The 17,937-nt window shown below is 68.6% G+C and carries 16 protein-coding genes and 1 tRNA gene; 6 read left to right on the top strand and 11 right to left on the bottom strand.

Annotated features, from left to right (window positions below):
• Nucleotides 1-10: 10 nt before the first annotated feature.
• Nucleotides 11-1,243: a sugar ABC transporter substrate-binding protein gene (locus E3T49_RS09515; RefSeq protein ID WP_134424679.1), complete on the bottom strand. Its 1,233-nt coding sequence runs from the start codon at nucleotides 1,241-1,243 to the stop codon at nucleotides 11-13.
• Between the two features lie 172 nt (nucleotides 1,244-1,415).
• Between E3T49_RS09515 and E3T49_RS09510 the strand changes: the two genes are divergently transcribed.
• Nucleotides 1,416-3,086, top strand: a complete 1,671-nt coding sequence (locus E3T49_RS09510; protein WP_241972737.1) for a glycoside hydrolase family 13 protein — start codon at nucleotides 1,416-1,418, stop codon at nucleotides 3,084-3,086.
• A gap of 192 nt (nucleotides 3,087-3,278) precedes the next feature.
• A complete protein-coding gene (locus tag E3T49_RS09505) occupies nucleotides 3,279-4,130 on the top strand; it encodes a GTP pyrophosphokinase (protein ID WP_338145423.1) in 852 nt (283 codons plus the stop codon).
• Between the two features lie 35 nt (nucleotides 4,131-4,165).
• Here E3T49_RS09505 and E3T49_RS09500 read toward each other — a convergent pair whose 3' ends face one another.
• Nucleotides 4,166-5,356, bottom strand: coding sequence for a peptidoglycan DD-metalloendopeptidase family protein (locus E3T49_RS09500; protein ID WP_134424677.1), 1,191 nt, complete (start codon nucleotides 5,354-5,356; stop codon nucleotides 4,166-4,168).
• Between the two features lie 426 nt (nucleotides 5,357-5,782).
• A tRNA-Tyr gene (locus tag E3T49_RS09495) sits at nucleotides 5,783-5,864 on the bottom strand.
• A gap of 155 nt (nucleotides 5,865-6,019) precedes the next feature.
• On the opposite strand from E3T49_RS09495, the gene E3T49_RS09490 reads away from it, so the two are divergent.
• Together E3T49_RS09490 and E3T49_RS09485 are read left to right on the top strand one after the other, a co-directional pair.
• Nucleotides 6,020-7,036, top strand: coding sequence for a LacI family DNA-binding transcriptional regulator (locus tag E3T49_RS09490; protein ID WP_134424676.1), 1,017 nt, complete (start codon nucleotides 6,020-6,022; stop codon nucleotides 7,034-7,036).
• Nucleotides 7,037-7,062: 26 nt separating this feature from the next.
• Nucleotides 7,063-7,551, top strand: coding sequence for a YajQ family cyclic di-GMP-binding protein (locus E3T49_RS09485; RefSeq protein ID WP_134363544.1), 489 nt, complete (start codon nucleotides 7,063-7,065; stop codon nucleotides 7,549-7,551).
• 104 nt (nucleotides 7,552-7,655) lie between these two features.
• On the opposite strand, the gene E3T49_RS09480 is transcribed toward E3T49_RS09485, so the two are convergent.
• The 3 genes from E3T49_RS09480 to ubiE are packed head-to-tail and all read right to left on the bottom strand — an operon-like array spanning nucleotide 7,656 to nucleotide 10,880.
• Complete coding sequence (locus E3T49_RS09480; RefSeq protein ID WP_134424675.1) at nucleotides 7,656-9,041, bottom strand: FAD-dependent oxidoreductase; 1,386 nt, start codon at nucleotides 9,039-9,041, stop codon at nucleotides 7,656-7,658.
• 10 nt (nucleotides 9,042-9,051) lie between these two features.
• On the bottom strand, nucleotides 9,052-10,122 hold the full coding sequence (locus tag E3T49_RS09475) for a polyprenyl synthetase family protein (protein WP_420898538.1): 1,071 nt from the start codon (nucleotides 10,120-10,122) through the stop codon (nucleotides 9,052-9,054).
• A 32-nt stretch (nucleotides 10,123-10,154) separates the two neighbouring features.
• The gene (gene ubiE / locus E3T49_RS09470) at nucleotides 10,155-10,880 is read right to left on the bottom strand and encodes a bifunctional demethylmenaquinone methyltransferase/2-methoxy-6-polyprenyl-1,4-benzoquinol methylase UbiE (RefSeq protein WP_134424674.1); all 726 of its coding nucleotides are present in this window, start codon (nucleotides 10,878-10,880) and stop codon (nucleotides 10,155-10,157) included.
• A gap of 59 nt (nucleotides 10,881-10,939) precedes the next feature.
• On the opposite strand from ubiE, the gene E3T49_RS09465 reads away from it, so the two are divergent.
• Nucleotides 10,940-12,178 (top strand): isochorismate synthase, encoded by a 1,239-nt coding sequence (locus E3T49_RS09465; protein ID WP_134424673.1) that lies wholly within the window; start codon nucleotides 10,940-10,942, stop codon nucleotides 12,176-12,178.
• Nucleotides 12,179-12,279: 101 nt separating this feature from the next.
• Here E3T49_RS09465 and E3T49_RS09460 read toward each other — a convergent pair whose 3' ends face one another.
• Genes E3T49_RS09460 through E3T49_RS09450 form a run of 3 tightly spaced genes read right to left on the bottom strand, consistent with a single transcriptional unit; the run spans nucleotide 12,280 to nucleotide 15,366 of the window.
• Nucleotides 12,280-13,146 (bottom strand): PPK2 family polyphosphate kinase, encoded by an 867-nt coding sequence (locus E3T49_RS09460; protein WP_134424672.1) that lies wholly within the window; start codon nucleotides 13,144-13,146, stop codon nucleotides 12,280-12,282.
• A 17-nt stretch (nucleotides 13,147-13,163) separates the two neighbouring features.
• Nucleotides 13,164-14,900, bottom strand: coding sequence for a 2-succinyl-5-enolpyruvyl-6-hydroxy-3-cyclohexene-1-carboxylic-acid synthase (menD, locus tag E3T49_RS09455; RefSeq protein ID WP_134424671.1), 1,737 nt, complete (start codon nucleotides 14,898-14,900; stop codon nucleotides 13,164-13,166).
• A complete protein-coding gene (locus tag E3T49_RS09450; RefSeq protein WP_134424670.1) occupies nucleotides 14,893-15,366 on the bottom strand; it encodes a PLD nuclease N-terminal domain-containing protein in 474 nt (157 codons plus the stop codon). The genes menD and E3T49_RS09450 overlap by 8 nt, the downstream gene beginning before the upstream one ends.
• A gap of 70 nt (nucleotides 15,367-15,436) precedes the next feature.
• Between E3T49_RS09450 and E3T49_RS09445 the strand changes: the two genes are divergently transcribed.
• Complete coding sequence (locus tag E3T49_RS09445; protein WP_134424669.1) at nucleotides 15,437-15,748, top strand: DUF4229 domain-containing protein; 312 nt, start codon at nucleotides 15,437-15,439, stop codon at nucleotides 15,746-15,748.
• On the opposite strand, the gene E3T49_RS09440 is transcribed toward E3T49_RS09445, so the two are convergent.
• Both E3T49_RS09440 and E3T49_RS09435 read right to left on the bottom strand, forming a co-directional pair.
• Nucleotides 15,722-16,744: a 1,4-dihydroxy-2-naphthoate polyprenyltransferase gene (locus tag E3T49_RS09440; RefSeq protein ID WP_420898537.1), complete on the bottom strand. Its 1,023-nt coding sequence runs from the start codon at nucleotides 16,742-16,744 to the stop codon at nucleotides 15,722-15,724. The two genes, E3T49_RS09445 and E3T49_RS09440, sit on opposite strands and share 27 nt — an antisense overlap.
• Nucleotides 16,745-16,767: 23 nt before the next feature.
• Complete coding sequence (locus E3T49_RS09435; protein ID WP_241972735.1) at nucleotides 16,768-17,934, bottom strand: AMP-binding protein; 1,167 nt, start codon at nucleotides 17,932-17,934, stop codon at nucleotides 16,768-16,770.
• Nucleotides 17,935-17,937: the final 3 nt, after the last annotated feature.

Genomic DNA, 17,937 nt, shown 5'->3' with positions numbered 1-17,937 from the left:
GTGGAGCGTGTTACTTGATGGCGGCCTGGATGTCGGCCGTCATCTTCTGCCACAGCTGCGTGGAGTCTCCGGCGCCCGTGATGATCGCGGCCTCGGTGACGCCCCAGAACTGCCAGACCTTACCCATCTGCGGGATGCTGGGCATGGGCACGGCCTCGGCCGCGACAGCGCCGAAGCCGGCGGTGATCGGGTCGGAGCTGGCAGCCTCGAATGCGGAGGTCAGGGCCGGTGCGCGGCCGCCGATCTCGTAGAGCTCGGTCTGCACCTTTTCGGAACCGATGTAGTTCACCAGGAACTCGTTCGCCGCGAGGGCGTTCTTGGACTTGGCGCTGACGACGAAGCCCTGCACACCGACGAACGGCTGCGCGGGCGAGCCACCGGCACTCGGGATCGGGTCGATGGCCACGTCGATGCCCGCCTTCTGGGCGTCCGGCACGTTCCACGGGCCGGTGATCAGGAACGGCGACGCACCGGCGTTGAACTTCTCCTTGGCGATGTCGCTGGTGACGTTCACGCTCAGGTGGCCGGCTGCGCCCTCCTTGGCGAGCCAGGCCGCGTAGGCCTCGCCGCCGGCGTTGCCGATGGAGAGGTCCGCGGCGTTGTAGCTGCCGTCGTCGTTGGTGCCGAAGACGGGGGCGCCGAAGGAGGTCTGGAACGGGTACAGGTGGTACGGGTCGGACTCCGGTCCGACCTGCACGAGGAACGGGAACTCCGTACCGGCTGCTGTGCCGGCGGCGATCATGTCGTCGTAGGTGGCGGGGGCGGTCGGCGCGAGGGCCGTGTTGCGCAGGAGGGCGATGCTCTCGACCGAGTACGGCACGCCGTAGGTCTTGCCCTCGACGCTCATGGCCGTGACGGCCACCTGCTGGAAGTCGGTCGCGGTGTCGCCGAGTTCGACCGGCTGCACGACGCCGTTGCTGACGAAGTTACCCAGCCAGTCGTGGGCGGCGATCGTCACATCGGGGCCCTTGTCGGTGGGGACCTGGGCGATGAACTCTTCCTGGATCTTCGCGAAGTCCTTCTGCACGAGCTTGACCGTGACGCCGGACTCCTTCGTGAAGGCGGCTGCCGCCTCCTTGAGGACCGCCGCGCGGTCGGCGTCGACCCAGACGGTCAGCGTTTCGGACCCGGAGGCGGCCTTGGAGTCATCGGAGGTCGAACCACCGGAGCAGCCGGCCAGTGCGAGGGACGCGGCGACCGCGACTGCGCCAGCAGCCAGGAGGCCTTTCTTATTCACCATCATTGGTGTGCCTTTCATAAGGACATGGACAATTGTGCAAGCGTTTACATTATTGCCATTACCCAATTGATTGACAACTCAAGTGCGAAGAGTCATCCAAATTTTGTAGAGTTCGTTTAAGTCAGAAGCCATGCAAACGCTTACATTCTGTGAGGAATGCCGTAAGGTTTTTCCCATGACAGGCACAGAATGGTGGCGCACCGCCGTTATCTACCAGATTTATCCCCGATCCTTCGCGGACGCCAACGGCGACGGCATGGGCGACCTGGCCGGCGTGACGAGCCGTCTGCCAGCCCTGCAGAGCCTCGGCATCGACGCCATCTGGCTGTCACCGTTCTACACCTCGCCGCAGCACGACGCCGGCTATGACGTGGCCGACTACTGCGACGTCGACCCGCGGTTCGGCACTCTCGCCGACTTCGACATCCTGCAGCGCACCGCGCACGACCTGGGCATCCGCGTCATCGTCGACCTCGTCCCGAACCACTCGTCGAGCGACCACCCCTGGTTCCAGGCGGCCCTCGCGTCGCCGGAGGGCAGCGACGAGCGCGCGCACTACATCTTCCGCGACGGGTCGGGCGAAAACGGCGAGCTGCCCCCCAACAACTGGGACTCCGTCTTCGGCGGCAGAGCCTGGACCCGCATCCAGAACCCCGACGGCACGCCCGGCCAGTGGTACCTGCACCTCTTCGACACCACCCAGCCCGACTTCGACTGGGACAACCCCTGGGTACGCGAGCAGTTCCGCGACGTGCTGCGTTTCTGGCTCGACCGCGGCGCCGACGGCTTCCGGGTGGATGTCGCCCACGGCATGATCAAGGAGGCCGGCCTCCCCGACTACACGCCCGTCGAGGGTGGCAGCATGGGCGGCGCCACGGTGCTCGACCTCGGCAGCATCCCGGGAGCGGCCCCGGCCGCGCCGTACTGGGCCCAGGACGGCGTGCACGAGATCTACCGGGACTGGCGCCTCATCCTCGACGAGTACCCGGGCGACCGCATCCTCGCGGCCGAGGCCTGGGTCGACCCGCTCAGCCATGTGGCCGAATGGGTGCGCCCCGACGAGATGCACCAGGCTTTCAACTTCGCCTACCTCGAGACCCCCTGGAACGGCCCTGCGCTCCGGCGCGTCATCGACGACTCCCTCGCCGCGTTCGGCGCGGTCGGAGCCCCGAGCACCTGGGTGCTCTCCAACCACGACGTCGTGCGCCACGCCTCCCGCCTCGCGCTCACCCACGAGAACCTGCAGGGCCACGGCATCGGGCCGAACACGCCCGATCTCCCCGACACCGTGATCGGCCTGCACCGGGCCCGGGCCGCCTCGGCCCTGATGCTCGCGCTGCCGGGCTCCAGCTACCTCTACCAGGGCGAAGAACTGGGCCTGCCCGAGGTCATCCACCTGCCCGACTCCGCCCGCGAGGACCCGACCTGGTTCCGCACCAACGGAGAACGCTACGGCCGTGACGGATGCCGCGTGCCGCTCCCCTGGGAAGCCGCCGCCCCCTCCTACGGTTTCGGCCCCTCGGCGGCAAGCTGGCTCCCGCAGCCGGACGAGTGGGCGGGGCTCGCCCGCGACGCGCAGGCCGGCGTCGCCGGGTCCACCCTCGAGCTGTACACGTCGGCCCTGCGCCTGCGCCGGGAGCACGCCCTCGGACTCGGCTCGGTGGAGTGGCTGGACGGCCACGCTGACGAGATCGTGGCGTTCACCAACGGCGCGGTGACGGTCGTCGCGAACACGGGCAGCGCATCCGTGCCCCTGCCGACCGGCGAGCTCCTCCTGGCCAGCGGCCCGCTGCCCGGTAACACTCTGCCCGGCGACACCACCGTCTGGCTGCGCGCGCAGCCCTGATCGCAGCGGAGCACCCTCGCTGGGGCGCACCCTGCGGAAGCGGGCGCACGTTCTATCGTGCGCCCGCTTCCGCAACGTGCGCCGGGGCCGGCGCACGGGGTCGGACGGGCTCTGCCGATCAGCGGCCGCGCAGCCCCTCATGGGACAATAGGCGGGCGGCGCCCGTCTGGTGTGCGCCCAGAAGGAGCTACGGTGAGCGGCACGGGGATCGACAGCGGGACCGAACCCGGGTCCGGCACCGAATCCGACCCGGCAGCCCCATCGCACCGAGACCTCGCCGACCTCCGCGAGCTCAAGACCGAGCTGGCCCGGTTCATGCTCGCGTACAAGTTCGCGACCGACGAGATGATGACGAAGATCAACATCTTGAAGGAGGAGTTCGCCTCCATCCACGACTACAGCCCGATCGAGCACGTCGCGTCGCGATTGAAGTCACCCGAGGGCATCCTCAGGAAGGCCGTTCGCAAGGGGTGCCCGCTGGTCCTCGACGACATTCGGGACCAGATCCAGGACATCGCCGGCATCCGCATCACGTGCAGCTTCATCTCCGACACGTATCGCATCCTCGACATGCTCACCAGCCAGCTCGATGTCACGGTTCTAGAGATCAAAGACTACATCGCTGCCCCGAAGCCCAACGGCTACAAGAGCCTGCACCTGATCGTCGACATCCCCGTCTTCATGTCCGACCGGGTCGATGAGGTCACGGTCGAGATCCAGATCCGCACCGTCGCGATGGACTTCTGGGCAAGCCTGGAGCACAAGATCTACTACAAGTACCGCGGCGCGGTTCCGGTGCATCTGGTCTCCGACCTGAAACAGGCAGCGGATGTCGCCAACCGGCTCGACCTGAAAATGGAGGGCCTGCACGATCAGGTGCTCGCGATGGAACCCGGCGGCAGCAGCGAGAACGACCTGCTCGAGATCGCCGGCCTGTCGCAGCTGGCGCTGCCCGGCGGGCTCCTCGCGGCCATGGGTCGCACCCGGGCTGAGAAGTCCGAGGACGACACCGCCCGCGAAGCGGAGACCGACGCCACCGGCTAGTCCAGGCTCCGGGCGCCAGGCCCGCGGCTCGAGGCCTAGTTCGTGTTGGCGTACAGCCAGACGAGCGGATCGACCTTCGTGCCGCTCATGCCGCCGATACGAATCTCGAAGTGCAGGTGCGGTCCGGTGGACATGCCGGTATTGCCGACCTTGCCGATCACCTGGCCGACCGTGACCACGTCACCCGCCTTGAAGAGCATCGTGTCGTGGATCATGTGTGCGTAGACACTGGAGACGAGTTTGCCGTCGATCATGTGGTCGATGATCATGTGCACGCCGAGGCTGCCCTCGCCGTCTTCGGCGAAGCGCACGACACCGTCGGCGATCGACTGGATGGGAGCGCCGAGGCCCGGGTTGAAGTCCTGGCCGCCGTGGTTCGAGGAGCACCCCGCGCAGTCGCGGAAGCCGAATTGGTCGCCGATGTGCACGCCCACCGAGAAGGGCCACTGGACGGTCCCGTTGGGATTGTTCGTGAACGTGGCTTCCATCCGGATGCCGCTGGCCGCGGCGACTTCGGCGACGGTCTTCGACTCATAGCCGTCACGTTCGACGGAAATGGTGTCCGCGCCGCCGTTCATGGCCAGAATCTGAGCCGGTTCGTTCTTCGTGCTCTGCTGGGCAGCCTGGGCGGCGGCCTGCACATCGGCGGAGGACAGCAGCGCCTCGGCCGGCAGGGACGTTGCGACGGCCATCAGTGCGACGAAGGCCATGGCGACCATCGTCACGCTGGTGGCGGCGAATTTGCGCATCCGGCCGGACGGGGCAGCGCTTTTCGTGCCGGGGCGGGTCGGAGGTGCGGCAGCGACCTTCGGGCGGACCGAGGGGGCCAGACGCTCACGGGCGGAAGCGCGACGGGGGCGTGCTGAGCTCGGGGTCGACTCCTCGGCGCGGCGGCGGGCCCGGGTGGGGAACGGGATCTCGGTGGACGTCGTGACGGCGGAGACAGCCGCCTGCGACCGCTCGAGGTCGGCATCGGTCGTGTCCGGCGCTGTCGGCGCCGGCAGGAACAGGTCGGGCTCGTGCAGGCCGGCAGCGATCAGACGCTCGGCGGCCGGCGTGAGCGGCGCCACGGACTCCGACTCTGACCCGAGCGCAGACGCAAGCACGCTCTCGGGCGCTGCGCCGTTCGCATCCGCAGACTCGGCGAGCTCCAGGGGCGACAGCTCCATCCGCTCGCGCTCGCGCAATTCGCGACGCGTCAGGGGACGTTCCAGAGGGTCACTCACGCCCAGCGCCGAGGCAGCCGGTGATGCGGAGTGAGGGAGCACGGGAATAGTTTCTTTCGGCGCGTCGGACAGGGTGACGAACGGTCATCTTGGCCACAGCCAAAGTAACGAATCACTACACGTTACCGTCTCGCGGCACCGGATCGCGCACCCGGGCCCCGAATGACACCCGAAAAAGGGGCACCCGCCTCCGTTGCCGAGAGGCCCGTTCCGCGGGCGTTCGACCCACGGATACCAGTGGTTCAGGGCCATCCGCCGCCGCGGGTGACCGTCCGCGGACGTTCGAGAACCCAGCCCGGGAAACTGTCGAAAAAAACGTCGTTCGGGAGGGCGCCGATGGGGAGGGGACACCCGGTTTCCGCGGGCGCCCCGCTGACAGCGGTAGCGCCCGGCAGCCTGCGACGAAGTCGACGCTGCGATTCACAGTGGCAAGTGAGGGATTCGAACCCCCGAAGTCTAAGACGGCTGATTTACAGTCAGATCCCTTTGGCCACTTGGGTAACTTGCCAATACGCACCCGACCATATGCAGAACACGTGACCGGAGACGCTCAGACAGAATACAAGGTTTTGGGCCCCAGTGAGAAATCGGCGCACGTCCGGCGCGTATCGGCCGGTGGATATGATCGAAGAGGGCTCATTATTAATACTTAGAAGGAACTCAATGGTCGGCATCGATGAGGTCGCACGCCACGCAGGGGTTTCCACGGCCACGGTATCGCGCGCGCTGAGCGGCAACGGCCATGTGTCGCCGGCCACCCGGCTGAAGGTCGAGGCGTCGGCCGGGGAGCTCGGCTACGTCGTTTCCTCGACGGCCTCCAGTCTTGCCTCGGGCCGCATGAAGAACATCGGTGTCGTCGTCCCGTTCCTCGATCGCTGGTTCTTCTCCAGCGTCGTCGAAGGTGCCCAGCGGGCTCTTCTCCGCAATGGTTACGACCTCACCCTCTACAGCCTCACCGGCGGCGGGGCCGAGCGGCGCAGCGTGTTCGAGCATTTCCTGCTGCGGCAGCGAGTGGATGCCGTCATCGCCATTTCACTGGAACTCACGGAAGACGAGGTGGCCCGGCTGCATGCCCTGAAGAAGCCGCTCGTGGGCGTCGGCGGTCCCATCTCGGGCGTGCGCACGCTCACGGTTGATGACGTCGCCATCGCCCAGCACGCCACCGAGCATCTCCTCGCCCTCGGCCACACCCGCATCGCGCACCTCGGCGGCAACAAGGACCTCGACCTGGACTTCCACCTGCCCACGAACCGGAGGGTCGGCTACGAACGCGCTCTCGAGGCGGCCGGGATCGCTCCCGATCCGGCCCTGTTCATGGCCGCCGACTTCACCATGCGCGGCGGCTACCAGGCCGCGAAGCAGCTCCTCGGCAGCCCGCACAACCGGCCGACTGCCGTCTTCGCGGCGTCCGATGAGATGGCGATCGGCACCATCCTCGCCGCACGCGACCTGGGGCTCGTCGTGCCGCGGGACGTCTCGGTGGTCGGCGTCGACGATTACGATCTGGCCGATTTCTTCGGGCTGACCACCATCGCGCAGTTCCCGCGGGGGCAGGGCGAGAGTGCCGTCGAGATCCTGCTCGATCAGTTGCGGCCTGGGCTGAACCAGCTCACCGACCTCAATACGCCTATGCCGTTCGAGCTGCTGGTGCGCTCCAGCACGGCCCGGCCCGGCGAATAGCCCGCCCACTGGGTAGCATTGCAGGCATGGCAGACTCAACGTTCGACATCGTCAGCAAGGTCGACCCGATGGAGGTCGACAACGCCCTCAACCAGGCCCACAAAGAGGTCGCGCAACGCTACGACTTCAAAAACGTGGGTGCCTCGATCGAAATGAGCGGCGAGAAGGTGCTCATGAAGGCCAACTCCGAGGAGCGCGTGAAGGCGATCCTCGAGGTGTTCGAGTCGAAGCTGATCAAGCGCGGCATCTCCCTGCGCAGCCTCGACGCCGGCGACCCGTTCGCCTCCGGCAAGGAATTCCGGATCGAAGCCTCGATGAAGGCCGGGATCGACCAGGAGAACGCAAAGAAGATCAACAAGATCATCCGCGACGAGGGCCCCAAGGGCGTCAAGAGCCAGATTCAGGGCGACGAGCTCCGGGTCAGCTCGAAGAGCCGCGACGACCTGCAGGCCACCATGTCGCTGCTCAAGGGCAAGGACCTCGACGTCGCCCTGCAGTTCGTCAACTTCCGCTAGTCGCACTTCCGCCCGGCTGGGTTTCCAGCCGGTGAACCGACACGTTTGAGGGGTTGGGCACTCTCTGCACCCCTCAAACGTGTCGGTTCAGCGTCGGCCGACGCTCAGCTTTCGGCGCGGGAGACCTGCACCATTTCGTCGCGGGGCACGACCTTGATCCGGGTACGCCCCTCGGCAGCACCCAGCGCGAGCTCGTGCTGATCGAGCCTGTGCCAGCCGTCGAGGTTCGTGTACTCGACCCCTCGCTCGTCGAGCAGGTCGACGATGCTCTGCTCCGACGGTGACTCGGGGCGCCACCAGTTGCCCAGGTCATTGATCAGGTGCCGCACGGTCTCCATGGCGTCGGACTTGGTGTGGCCGATCAGTCCCACCGGTCCGCGCTTGATCCAGCCCGTCGCGTAGACGCCGTACATCTGCGTGTTGGCCGCCTTCGAGCCGAACGTCGGGTCGCCCTTCCACAGCACCTGTCCCTCGCGGTTGGGGATCACGCCGCGCTTCTTGTCGAACGGCACGCCCGGCAGCGGCGAACCGAAATAGCCCACCGCACGGTAGACCGCCTGGATCGGCAGTTCTCGGATCTCTCCGGTGCCGACAACGCCGCCCTGGCCGTCCGGTGCGGTGCGTTCGTAACGGATGCCGCCGACCCGGCCGGTTCCGTCGTCGACGATTTCGAGGGGCTTGGCGAAGAAGTGCAGGTGCAAACGCCGGCTGGCCGTGCCCGCCGGGCGCTCCCGCCACTTGTTCAGCACCTTGTCGATCACGAAGACCTGCTTGTTGCTGGCCACAGCGTCCCGCGCGGCGTCGTCATAGTCGAAGTCCTCGTCGTAGACGACGATGTCCACATCGGGCAGGTCACCGAGCTCCCGCAGTTCCAGCGGGGTGAACTTGACCGAGGTGGGCCCGCGACGGCCGAATACGTGCACATCCGTCACCGCCGAGGCCTTGAGGCCCGCGTAGACGTTCGCCGGGATCTCGGTGCTGAGCAGGTCGTCGGCGTGTTTGGCCAGGATGCGCGAGACATCCAGGGCCACGTTGCCGTTGCCGATCACGGCGACCTCCCGGGCCTCCAGCGGCCAGGTACGCGGAAAATCGGGGTGGCCGTCGAACCAGCTGACGAACCGGGCTGCCCCGTAGGACCCCTCGAGATCGATACCGGGGATGTTCAGGTCGGCGTCGCGCACGGCCCCGGTCGCGAAGATGACGGCGTTGTAGTGCTTCTTCAGATCATCGAGGGTCACGTCCCGGCCGAACAGGACGTTGCCGAACACCCGGATGTCGCCGCGGTCGAGCACATCGCGCAGGGCCGTGATGATGCCCTTGATCCGGGGGTGGTCCGGGGCGACGCCGTAGCGCACGAGCCCGTACGGTGCCGGCAGGTGGTCGAACAGGTCGATGGAGACATCGAAGTTCCGTTCCGCCTTGAGCAGGATGTCAGCGGCATAGATCCCCGCAGGTCCCGCACCGACAATGGCCAATCGCAACTTGGTCATGGGAGCCTTTCTAACTGGATCGCTCAACGATCGTGTCGGCGAAACGGGTGAGCGCCTTCTTGACCGACCCGTGCGGCAGCGCGACCAGAGCCTCGACCGCCTCCCGGGCCCAGCTGTGCGCCTCGGCCAGGGTCTGGGCTGTCACGTCGTGCTCGCGCAGTGCGGTGATCGCCGAGTCGGCTTCCGGGGTCGCGACACCATTGCTGGCCATCACGTCGCGCTCGAGGCGTTCGAGCAGGGCGGCCGCGATCGCGTCGTGCGGGGCCCGCTCGCGCAGGCGCAGCAAAGGCAGGGTGGCCACTCCGGCGCGCAGGTCGGTGCCGGGGACCTTGCCGGTCTCCTCCGGCTGCGGCGAGAGGTCGAGCACGTCGTCGATGAGCTGGAAGGCCACGCCGATCTTCTCGCCGAACGCGATCACCGGCTGTTCGAACTCGGGCGGCGCGTCGGAAAAGATGATGCCGGCCTGGGCGGCCGCGGCGATCAGCGAGCCGGTCTTATCGGCGAGCACCTGGATGTAGTGATCCACCGGGTCCTGGCCGGGCTGCGCGCCGACGGTCTCGTGCAGCTGACCGAGCACGAGACGCTCGAAGGTGTCGGCCTGCAAACGGATGGCCCGTTCACCCAGCCGGGCCATCAGCTGGTTCGCGCGGGCGAAGAGCAGGTCCCCGGTCAGAATCGCCACCGAGTTGCCCCACACGGTCTGGGCGCTCGGCACGCCGCGGCGCTTGTCCGAGTCGTCCATCACGTCGTCGTGGTAGAGCGAGGCCAGGTGGGTGATCTCGATCGCGGTGGCCGCGGTGATGACATCGGCGTGGTTGCCGCTGCCGAGGTGCGCGGTGAGCAGCGCCAGCATGGGACGCACGCGCTTGCCGCCGGCCTTGAGCAGGTAACGGCTGGTGACGTTCGCGATCTCGTCGGCGAAGGTGACCTCGGCGAGCAGGCTTGCCTCGACCTGGTCGATGCCGGCGTCGATTCCGGCGGCGAGGCCACGGTCCTCAGCGGTGGAGAAAATGCGATCGCTGAGACCGAGCTGACTCGTCACGGACGTACCGCGACGGAACAGGGGCATGCTCGGTTTCACTCTGTCAGCCTATCGATCGGATCTGGGAGGATTCAGGACGGGGCGATGGCCGCATCCGCCGGCTTGACGCCGCGATGCAGTGCCACGATGCCCAGGGACAGGTTGCGGTAGGCGACGGCCTCGAAGCCCGCTCCGCGCAGCCAGGCGCTGAGGGTGGACTGGTTCGGCCAGGCCGCGATCGACTCCCCCAGGTAGTCGTACGCCTCCGCGTTGGACGACGCGAGCTTCACGACCAGCGGCATCACGTGGTTGAGGTAGGCGAAGTAGCTCACCCGGATCGGTGCGAACGGCGGCGTGGAGAACTCGCAGATCACGACGCGCCCACCGGGCTTGGTGACCCGGTAGAACTCGGCCAGGGCCTTCTTGGGCTCGACCACATTGCGCAGGCCGAAGGAGATGGTCACGGCGTCGAACTCGTTGTCGGCGAAGGGCAGCGCGGTGGCGTCGGCTTGAACGAATTCGACCTGCGGGTTGTCGGCGTGACGCTCTCGTCCGACGGCGATCATTCCCTCGGAGAAATCGGCGGCCACGACGTGCGCGCCGGTCTTGGTCAGCGCGACGCTGGAGGTGCCCGTTCCGGCGGCGATGTCGAGGATGCGCTCGCCGTGTTCGGGGTTCACGGCGCGGGTCGCAGCCATCCGCCAGAGAGCCGCGTTTCCGACCGACAGCATCGCATTCGTGCGGTCGTAATGGGTGGAGACCTGATCGAACATGGCAGCGACCTGCTCGGGCTGCTTATTAAGGTCTGCTCTACTCACCCGATCAGTCTAGATTGCCCACGGACGCGCGGGGCGCTCCACAGCCGCTGGCATAGGCTATGCAGGTGAATGCTCAGGCTCTAACGGTTGAAACCACCCCCATCGCCGACATCCGCCAATTGATTCTCCTGCTGGACACCCGGGAACCGCTGCTCTGGATGCGTCGCAACCAGGGTCTGGCCGGCATCGGTACCGCGTTGCGGCTCGAATTCACCGGCGCGACCCGGCTCACGGATGCCGCCACCGCCTGGCGCGAGGTCGCCGCCGCCGCCACCGTGACCGACCCGATCGAAAGCACGGGCACCGGCCTGCTCGCCTTCGGAGCCTTCGCCTTCGATACCTCCTCCGCCCAGACCAGCGTGCTGATCGTTCCGCAGGTCATCGTCGGGCGCGACAACGGCCGGTGCTGGGTGACCCGCATCTGGCCCACCGGCGGCACGCCACCGGAGATCCCCCTCGCCCTGCGCCCGCTCGGCACCGAGTACCGTATCGCCCTGCTGCCGGGGGCCCTCCGTCCCGACGGCTACCGCGATGCGGTCGATGACGCGGTCTCCCGCATCGCCGACGGCGACCTCAACAAGGTCGTTCTGGCCCGTGACCTGGTCGGCCGGCTGCCGGCCGAATCCGACCTGCGCCGGGCCGTCAGCGAGTTGGCGCTGGGTTACCCCGATTGCTGGACCTACGCGGTCGACGGTCTAGTCGGTTCCAGCCCGGAGACACTCATCCGCGCCGACCATGGCGAGGTCAACGCCCGCGTGCTGGCCGGCACCATGTCCCGCGGCGCGGACGCCGCCGCCGACCTGGAGGCTGCCCTCCAGTTGGCCACGTCGACCAAGGACGGCGACGAGCACGCCTTCGCGGTGCAGAGCGTGCTGGCTTCGCTGCGCCCGCACACCTCGCACCTCACCACCAGCGAGATCCCCTTCACCGTGAAATTGCCGAACCTCTGGCACCTGGCGACGGATGTCGAAGGCACCCTCAGCGACGGATCGAACTCCCTCGACCTGATCGCCGCCATGCACCCGACGGCCGCGGTCGCGGGCACGCCCACCGAGGCGGCCCTGGCCCTGATCCGCGAACTGGAGCCCTTCGACCGGGGCCGCTACGCGGGCCCGGTGGGCTGGGTCGGCGCCGACGGCGACGGCGAGTGGGCCATCGCCCTGCGCTGCGCCCAGGTCAGCCCGGCCGGCGACGTCACGGCCTACGCCGGCTGTGGAATTGTGCTGGACTCCGAGCCCGAACGTGAACTCGCCGAAACCCGCATGAAGTTCCGCCCCGTCGTGGAAGCCTTCGGCTAAGCCCCGGCCTTCCGCCCCCGCCGCATCCGACTCCCGCGAGAGTCCCCGTTCCGGTCGAGAGTGCCCGTTGCGCCGGTCACTCTCGACCGGAACGGACGCACTCAGGTCGCGGCGAGGCGGGCCTTCTCGGCCTCGACGTCGAAGCTCGCCGGCGGCCAGGACAGGTCCAGACGTTGCAGGGCGTCGATCAGCAGGTGCTGCACGGCCAGGCGGGCGTACCACTTCTTCTCGGCCGGCACCACGAACCAGGGAGCAGCGTCGGTCGACGTGCGCTCGAGGGCGATCTGGTAGGCCTGCTGGTAGGCAGGCCACTGCATCCGTTCGTCGATATCGCCGGGGTTGTACTTCCAGTGCTTGTCGGGTCGTTCCAGCCGCTCGGCCAGGCGTTCCTTCTGGTCGTCGGAGCCGATGTGCAGCATGACCTTGACGATGGTGGTGTCGGCGTCGACAAGTTCCTGTTCGAACCGTTGGATCCGCCCGTACCGATCCTCGATCTCCGCCTCCGGGGCCAGCGCCCGCACGCGGCCGACCAGCACGTCCTCGTAGTGCGACCGGTCGAAGACGCCGATCAGTCCGGCGTCAGGCAGACGTTTCCGCACCCGCCAGAGAAAGTCATGGGACCGTTCCTCCTCGGTGGGCGCCTTGAATGCATACAGACGGATGCCGTGGGGGTCGACGGCACCGACGACGTGGCGCACGATGCCGCCTTTGCCGGCCGTGTCCATGGCCTGCAGCACGAGGAGCACTCTGCGCGGGTCGCCGGACCGGCTGTTGGCGAAGAGCCTCTCCTGCAGATCCGACAGCACGTCCACCCCGCTGGCGAGGGCCTCGTCGGCGTTGTCCTTCTCCACCCCGTCGAAACCCGGCGTGGAACCGGGATCCACGTCCGCGAGGCGGAACCCGGGCCCCACCCGCAGCAGCGCTCGCGGTTCCCCCGCCCAGAACTCCTGCTCACTGCGTGCAGCCATGATGCGCCTTTCCGTGCCTATCGAACCAGAGGAACCTCGAGAATGCTCGGCCCGGCGTGGGGCGAGGTCAGGGCCCGCTCCAGATCGCTCCGGCTGGCAGCCACACCGTAGGACCAACCGTAGGCCGCGGCAAGGTTGGCCAGGTCGGCGCGTTGCGGGGTGAAGAGCACCCGGTTGATGGCCTCGGCGCGAGCGGATGCCGCCACTTCGAGGCCGTCGAAAATGGTACCGCCGCCGTCGTTGCCGACGATGATCTGCAGACGAGGGAGGGCCTCCCCCGGTGTCAGCAGGAGCGAACCGACGTCGTGCAGCAGGGTGAGGTCGCCCACGACCAGCCGGGTGATGCCGGTGGACTGCGGCGTCGGACCGGTCTGGCTGGCCAGGGCGATGCCGACGGCCGTGGCCACGGTGCCGTCGATGCCCGCCAGGCCGCGGTTGGAGTGCACGGAGATCTTCTTGCCCGGAACGCGACGGTCGGCCACCCGGATCAGTCGAGAGGCGCCGAAGACGAGCCGGTCGTGCGGCCAGGACGCGCGCCAGACGGCGTCAGCGAGCATGGGCCGGGTGACCGGCGCGCGCATGGCGGCGAGTTCCTCGCGGGTGATCCCGCGATCGCTCATCGGGATCGATTCCCGGGCGGCCCCCGCGGCCAGCAGGTGACGGCTGGACATCACCCAGCGTCCCAGCCATTCGCGTCCGTCCGGGGTGCCGGCCGCTTCGACGGCTGTGGCGTCCGGGGCGGCGGCGCGAGCGAAGACGCGAACCCGGTGTCCGGGGTTGAACCATTCGCCTCCGGTGGGTGCCACCACGATGGTTTCCACCCCCTCGCGCATGATCATGGCCGGAACCTCGCGGCTGAGCGTCGGATGGCCGAACACGACGGCGCGTTCGACCCGGCCGCCCAGATCGGAGGCCAGCAGCAGTTCACGGTAGGCCGACACGAGGTTCGGGCCGAACCGGGCGCCGCTGCACACCTCGGCCAGCAGGGGCCAGCCGCCGGCGCGCGCGAATTCCTCGGCCTCGGGGCCGGCGCCGGTTCCCGCGATGACCACGGTGCGCGGGCCGCCCGTGACAAGGAATACCGGTTCGGCGCGGTCGGTGGTCACGGTGGGCTCGGCGAGCACAGCGGCCGATTCGGCGACTCCGGCCGGGCCCGAGATCAGTTCAGGGGTCAGGGTCACCGGTGCCGACAACGGCTCCCGGAAGGCAAGGTTCAGCTGCACCGGGCCGGGATCGAGCGAGCGCACGCCGGTCGCGGCATCCGTCGCCTGGCGAGCCAGGGAGATGGCGGCGGCGTGCTCGGAGTCCGCACCCTCCGGTGCGGGCACATCGACGCACAGGCGGGTCGCCACGCCGAACAGGCCGGGCTGCAGGGTGGTCTGGTTCGAGCGGATGCCGCGCAGCTCGCTCGGCCGGTCGGCCGTCAGCAGGATCATGGGCACCCCGGAGTGATGCGCCTCGAGAACGGCGGGGTGGAGGTTCGCCACGGCCGTGCCGGACGTGCAGACGACCAGCGCCGGTCGGCCGGATTCGACGGCGAGCCCGAGTGCCAGGAACCCCGCGCCACGCTCGTCGAGGCGCACGTGCAGTCGGATCAGCCCGATCCGTTCGAGTTCTGCGGCGGCCAGGGCGAGGGCCTGCGACCGGGCACCCGGGCTCAGAACAATGTCGCGCACGCCGAGGCGCACGAATTCACCCAGGAGAGAGACGCTGAAGTCTGTTGCCGGGCTGCCGCTGGCGCCGATGTCAGGCATCCCGCCGGCCGGGAAGGTCGCCCTCGCCCGGCTCGGATTTCTTCGGCTCGAACCCGGACGGGCCCGCCTGGCCGCTCTTTCCGGCCTGACCGGTGGTCCCGGTCTGACCGCTGGTCCCGGTCTGGCCGGAGCCGTGTTCGCGCGGATCGGGATCATCCAGATCGGCGAGCTCCTGCTCGAGGGCCCGGAGTCGTTCCTGGTCGGACTTGGCGCGGTCCAGACCCTTGAGGAATTCGATGTCGTCGTCCGGGGCGGACGAGCGCATGACCTTCCCCGTGTTGGCGCGGCCGCGGCCGATCACCAGCCACAGCACCGGCCCGATCACGGGGATCAGCACGATCACGAAGATCCACACCCATCGCGGAAGCCCGCGCACCCGGGATCGGTGCAGAAGCGCGCAGTCCACCAACGTATAGACGGTGAGGACGACGACGACGACTCCAAGAGCGAACCACAGGCGGACCATAACGACAGTGTATGGCTCCCAGCCGTGAGATCGGTGAGTGATTCACAGGCCGGCGATCTAAACTGAACCCATGAAAGCTGTTCCCGCCTGGGTGTCCTATTCGGTCCTCCGTGTGCTCCTCTTCGCCGTCCCCCTCGCCGCCATGCTCGCACTCCGGATCGAGTGGTGGATCGCGACGATCGCGGCCGCTCTGATCGGGGCGTCTTTGTCCTTCATCCTGCTGCGCAAGCCGCGCGAGGAGGTCGCACTGGGCCTCTACCAGGCCCGCCACCCCCAGAAGGAGTCGGTGCACCCCGACGCCGCGTCCGAGGATGCCGCCCTGGACCGGGCCGCGGAGCGTGCGACCGAAACCGAACTACAGCGCGAACGCGAGAGCCAGTAACAGCCCGTAGGCAAGGGCCGAGAAGCTGGTCAATTTGAGGGCCAGCACCAGCTCCGCCGAGGTCTTCGCCGTCACCGTGATCAGCCCGGCCGGCACCGCCAGCAGCAGTACGAAGAACGTGAGCCAGGCCAGCGGGTAGAAGAGTGCGAAGAAGGCGGCGATCACGAACGCCAGCAGCAGGAACAGGCAGAAGACCACACGCGACGCCGTGCCGCCGATCAGTACCGCGAGGGTGCGCTTGCCGGATGCCCGGTCCGGCGCCAGGTCGCGCAGGTTGTTGACCATCAGCACGGCCATGGCGATCAGGCCGATGCCCACGCCGCTCAGCCAGCTTTCGGTGTTCACGGTCCCCACCTGCACGTAGGTGGTTCCGGTCGTGGCGACAAGGCCGAAGAACACGAAGACGAACACCTCGCCGAGACCGAAATACCCGTAAGGCTTGCGACCCCCGGTGTAGAACCAGGCCGCGACGATGGCGACCGCGCCCACCAGCAGGAGCCACCACTGTCCGGTCAGGATGACCAGGGTGAGGCCGGCGAGGGCGGCGAGGGCGAAGAATGCCAGCGCGACGGTGAGCACCGCGCGGGGCCGGGCAGCGCCGCTGCCGGTCAGCCGGGCCGGTCCGATCCGGTTCGCATCGGTGCCGCGGATACCGTCAGAGTAGTCATTGGCGTAGTTCACGCCGATCTGCAGGCACAGGGCCACGATCAGCGCCAGAAGAGCCCGCACCGGGTGGAAGACGCCGGGCCCGCTGGCCACGATCGCCGCCCCCGTGCCGAGTGCCACCGGGGCGATCGCCAGCGGCAGCGTGCGCAATCGAGCGCCGGACACCCAGTCGCCGGCCGTGGCCGGCCCGGACTGCACCGAGCGGCTGCCGGCGGGGGCGTTCCGCAGCGCCGGGTTGCCCGATTTCCCGATCCGGTTCGCCGGGTTCGTCGTTGCCGAGGGGTTCAATCGCTGTTGTGAGGGCCTGACCGGCCGCGCTCCGTGTGCCACGACTTCATAGTACGTGCCGGGAGTCAGAGATCGGCGAGCATCCGGGTCAGCGCCCGGCGGTCGGGTTTGCCCGCGGACAGCTGCGGGATCTCCGCCACCCGCACGAGCCGTGCGGGCCGGGCGGCCTTGCCCAGGGCGGAGGCCACGGCTTCCCCGATCCGGCCGAGGGTCACCGCGGTGTCGTCGGCTCCGGATGCCGCACGCGGCAGGACCAGCACCGGCACCTGACCCCACTGCGGGTCGGGCCGGCCCAGCACGACCGCCTCATCGAGTCCCGGCAGCGACCGCACGACTCGCTCGACCGCGTCGAGCGACACCTTCTCACCGCCGGAGATGATCACGTTGTCGGCTCGGCCGAGCACGCTCACGCGGCCCGTCGCGGCATCCACTTCGCCCAGGTCGCCGGTGCGGTACCAGCGTTCCCCGTGCACGGAGAGGAAACGCTCGGCGCTGTGCACGGGGTCACCCAGGTAGCCCTCGGCGAGAACGGAGCCCGCGATCTCGAGCTGCCCGTCGACCGTACGCACCTCGGTGTTGCCGATCGGGGTCCCGTTGTAGACGCAGCCGCCGGCGGTCTCCGAGGCGCCGTACGTGGCCACGACCCGCAGGTCGAGGGCGAGGGCCCGCTCGGCCAGCTCGGCCGGGAGCGCCTGCCCGCCGACCAGGATGCCCTGGAAGCGCCGCAGCACGGCCAGCAACCGCCGGTCGTCGGCGGCGGCCGCGACCAGCCGGGCCAGCTGAACCGGCACCAGGGCGGTGAACCGCAGCGGCTCGGTGAGACGCTCGGCCCCGGCGGCGAACCCGACCGGGTCGAAGTGCCCGCCCGGCAGCACCACCGGAGTGGTGCCGGCCGCGATCGAGCGCACCAGAACCTGCACCCCGGCGATGTAATGCACGGGCAGGGCCAGCAGCCACTGGCCGGCCCCGCCGAGGAAGACGCTGGACGCGGCCGCGCTGCTCAGCAGGGCGTCGGTGCTCAGCATCACGCGCTTGGGCGCATCCGTCGACCCTGACGTCTCAATCACCACGGCCACCTGCCTCGGCACGCGGGCCGACCCGGCCAGGGGCGCCGACTCGCCGCGGCCGGGAACGGGCAGAACCGCGTCCGCCGTGTTGGCCAGAGCCAGGCGCAGCGGGCTCAGCAGGGCGAGCGGGTCGCCGACCGGCACCACCGTGAGACGGCGGGTCATGGT

This window comes from Cryobacterium cryoconiti (assembly GCF_004403065.1).
In the GTDB taxonomy this organism is placed as follows: domain Bacteria; phylum Actinomycetota; class Actinomycetes; order Actinomycetales; family Microbacteriaceae; genus Cryobacterium; species Cryobacterium cryoconiti.
This window is presented reverse-complemented; position numbering and strand designations above follow the sequence as displayed.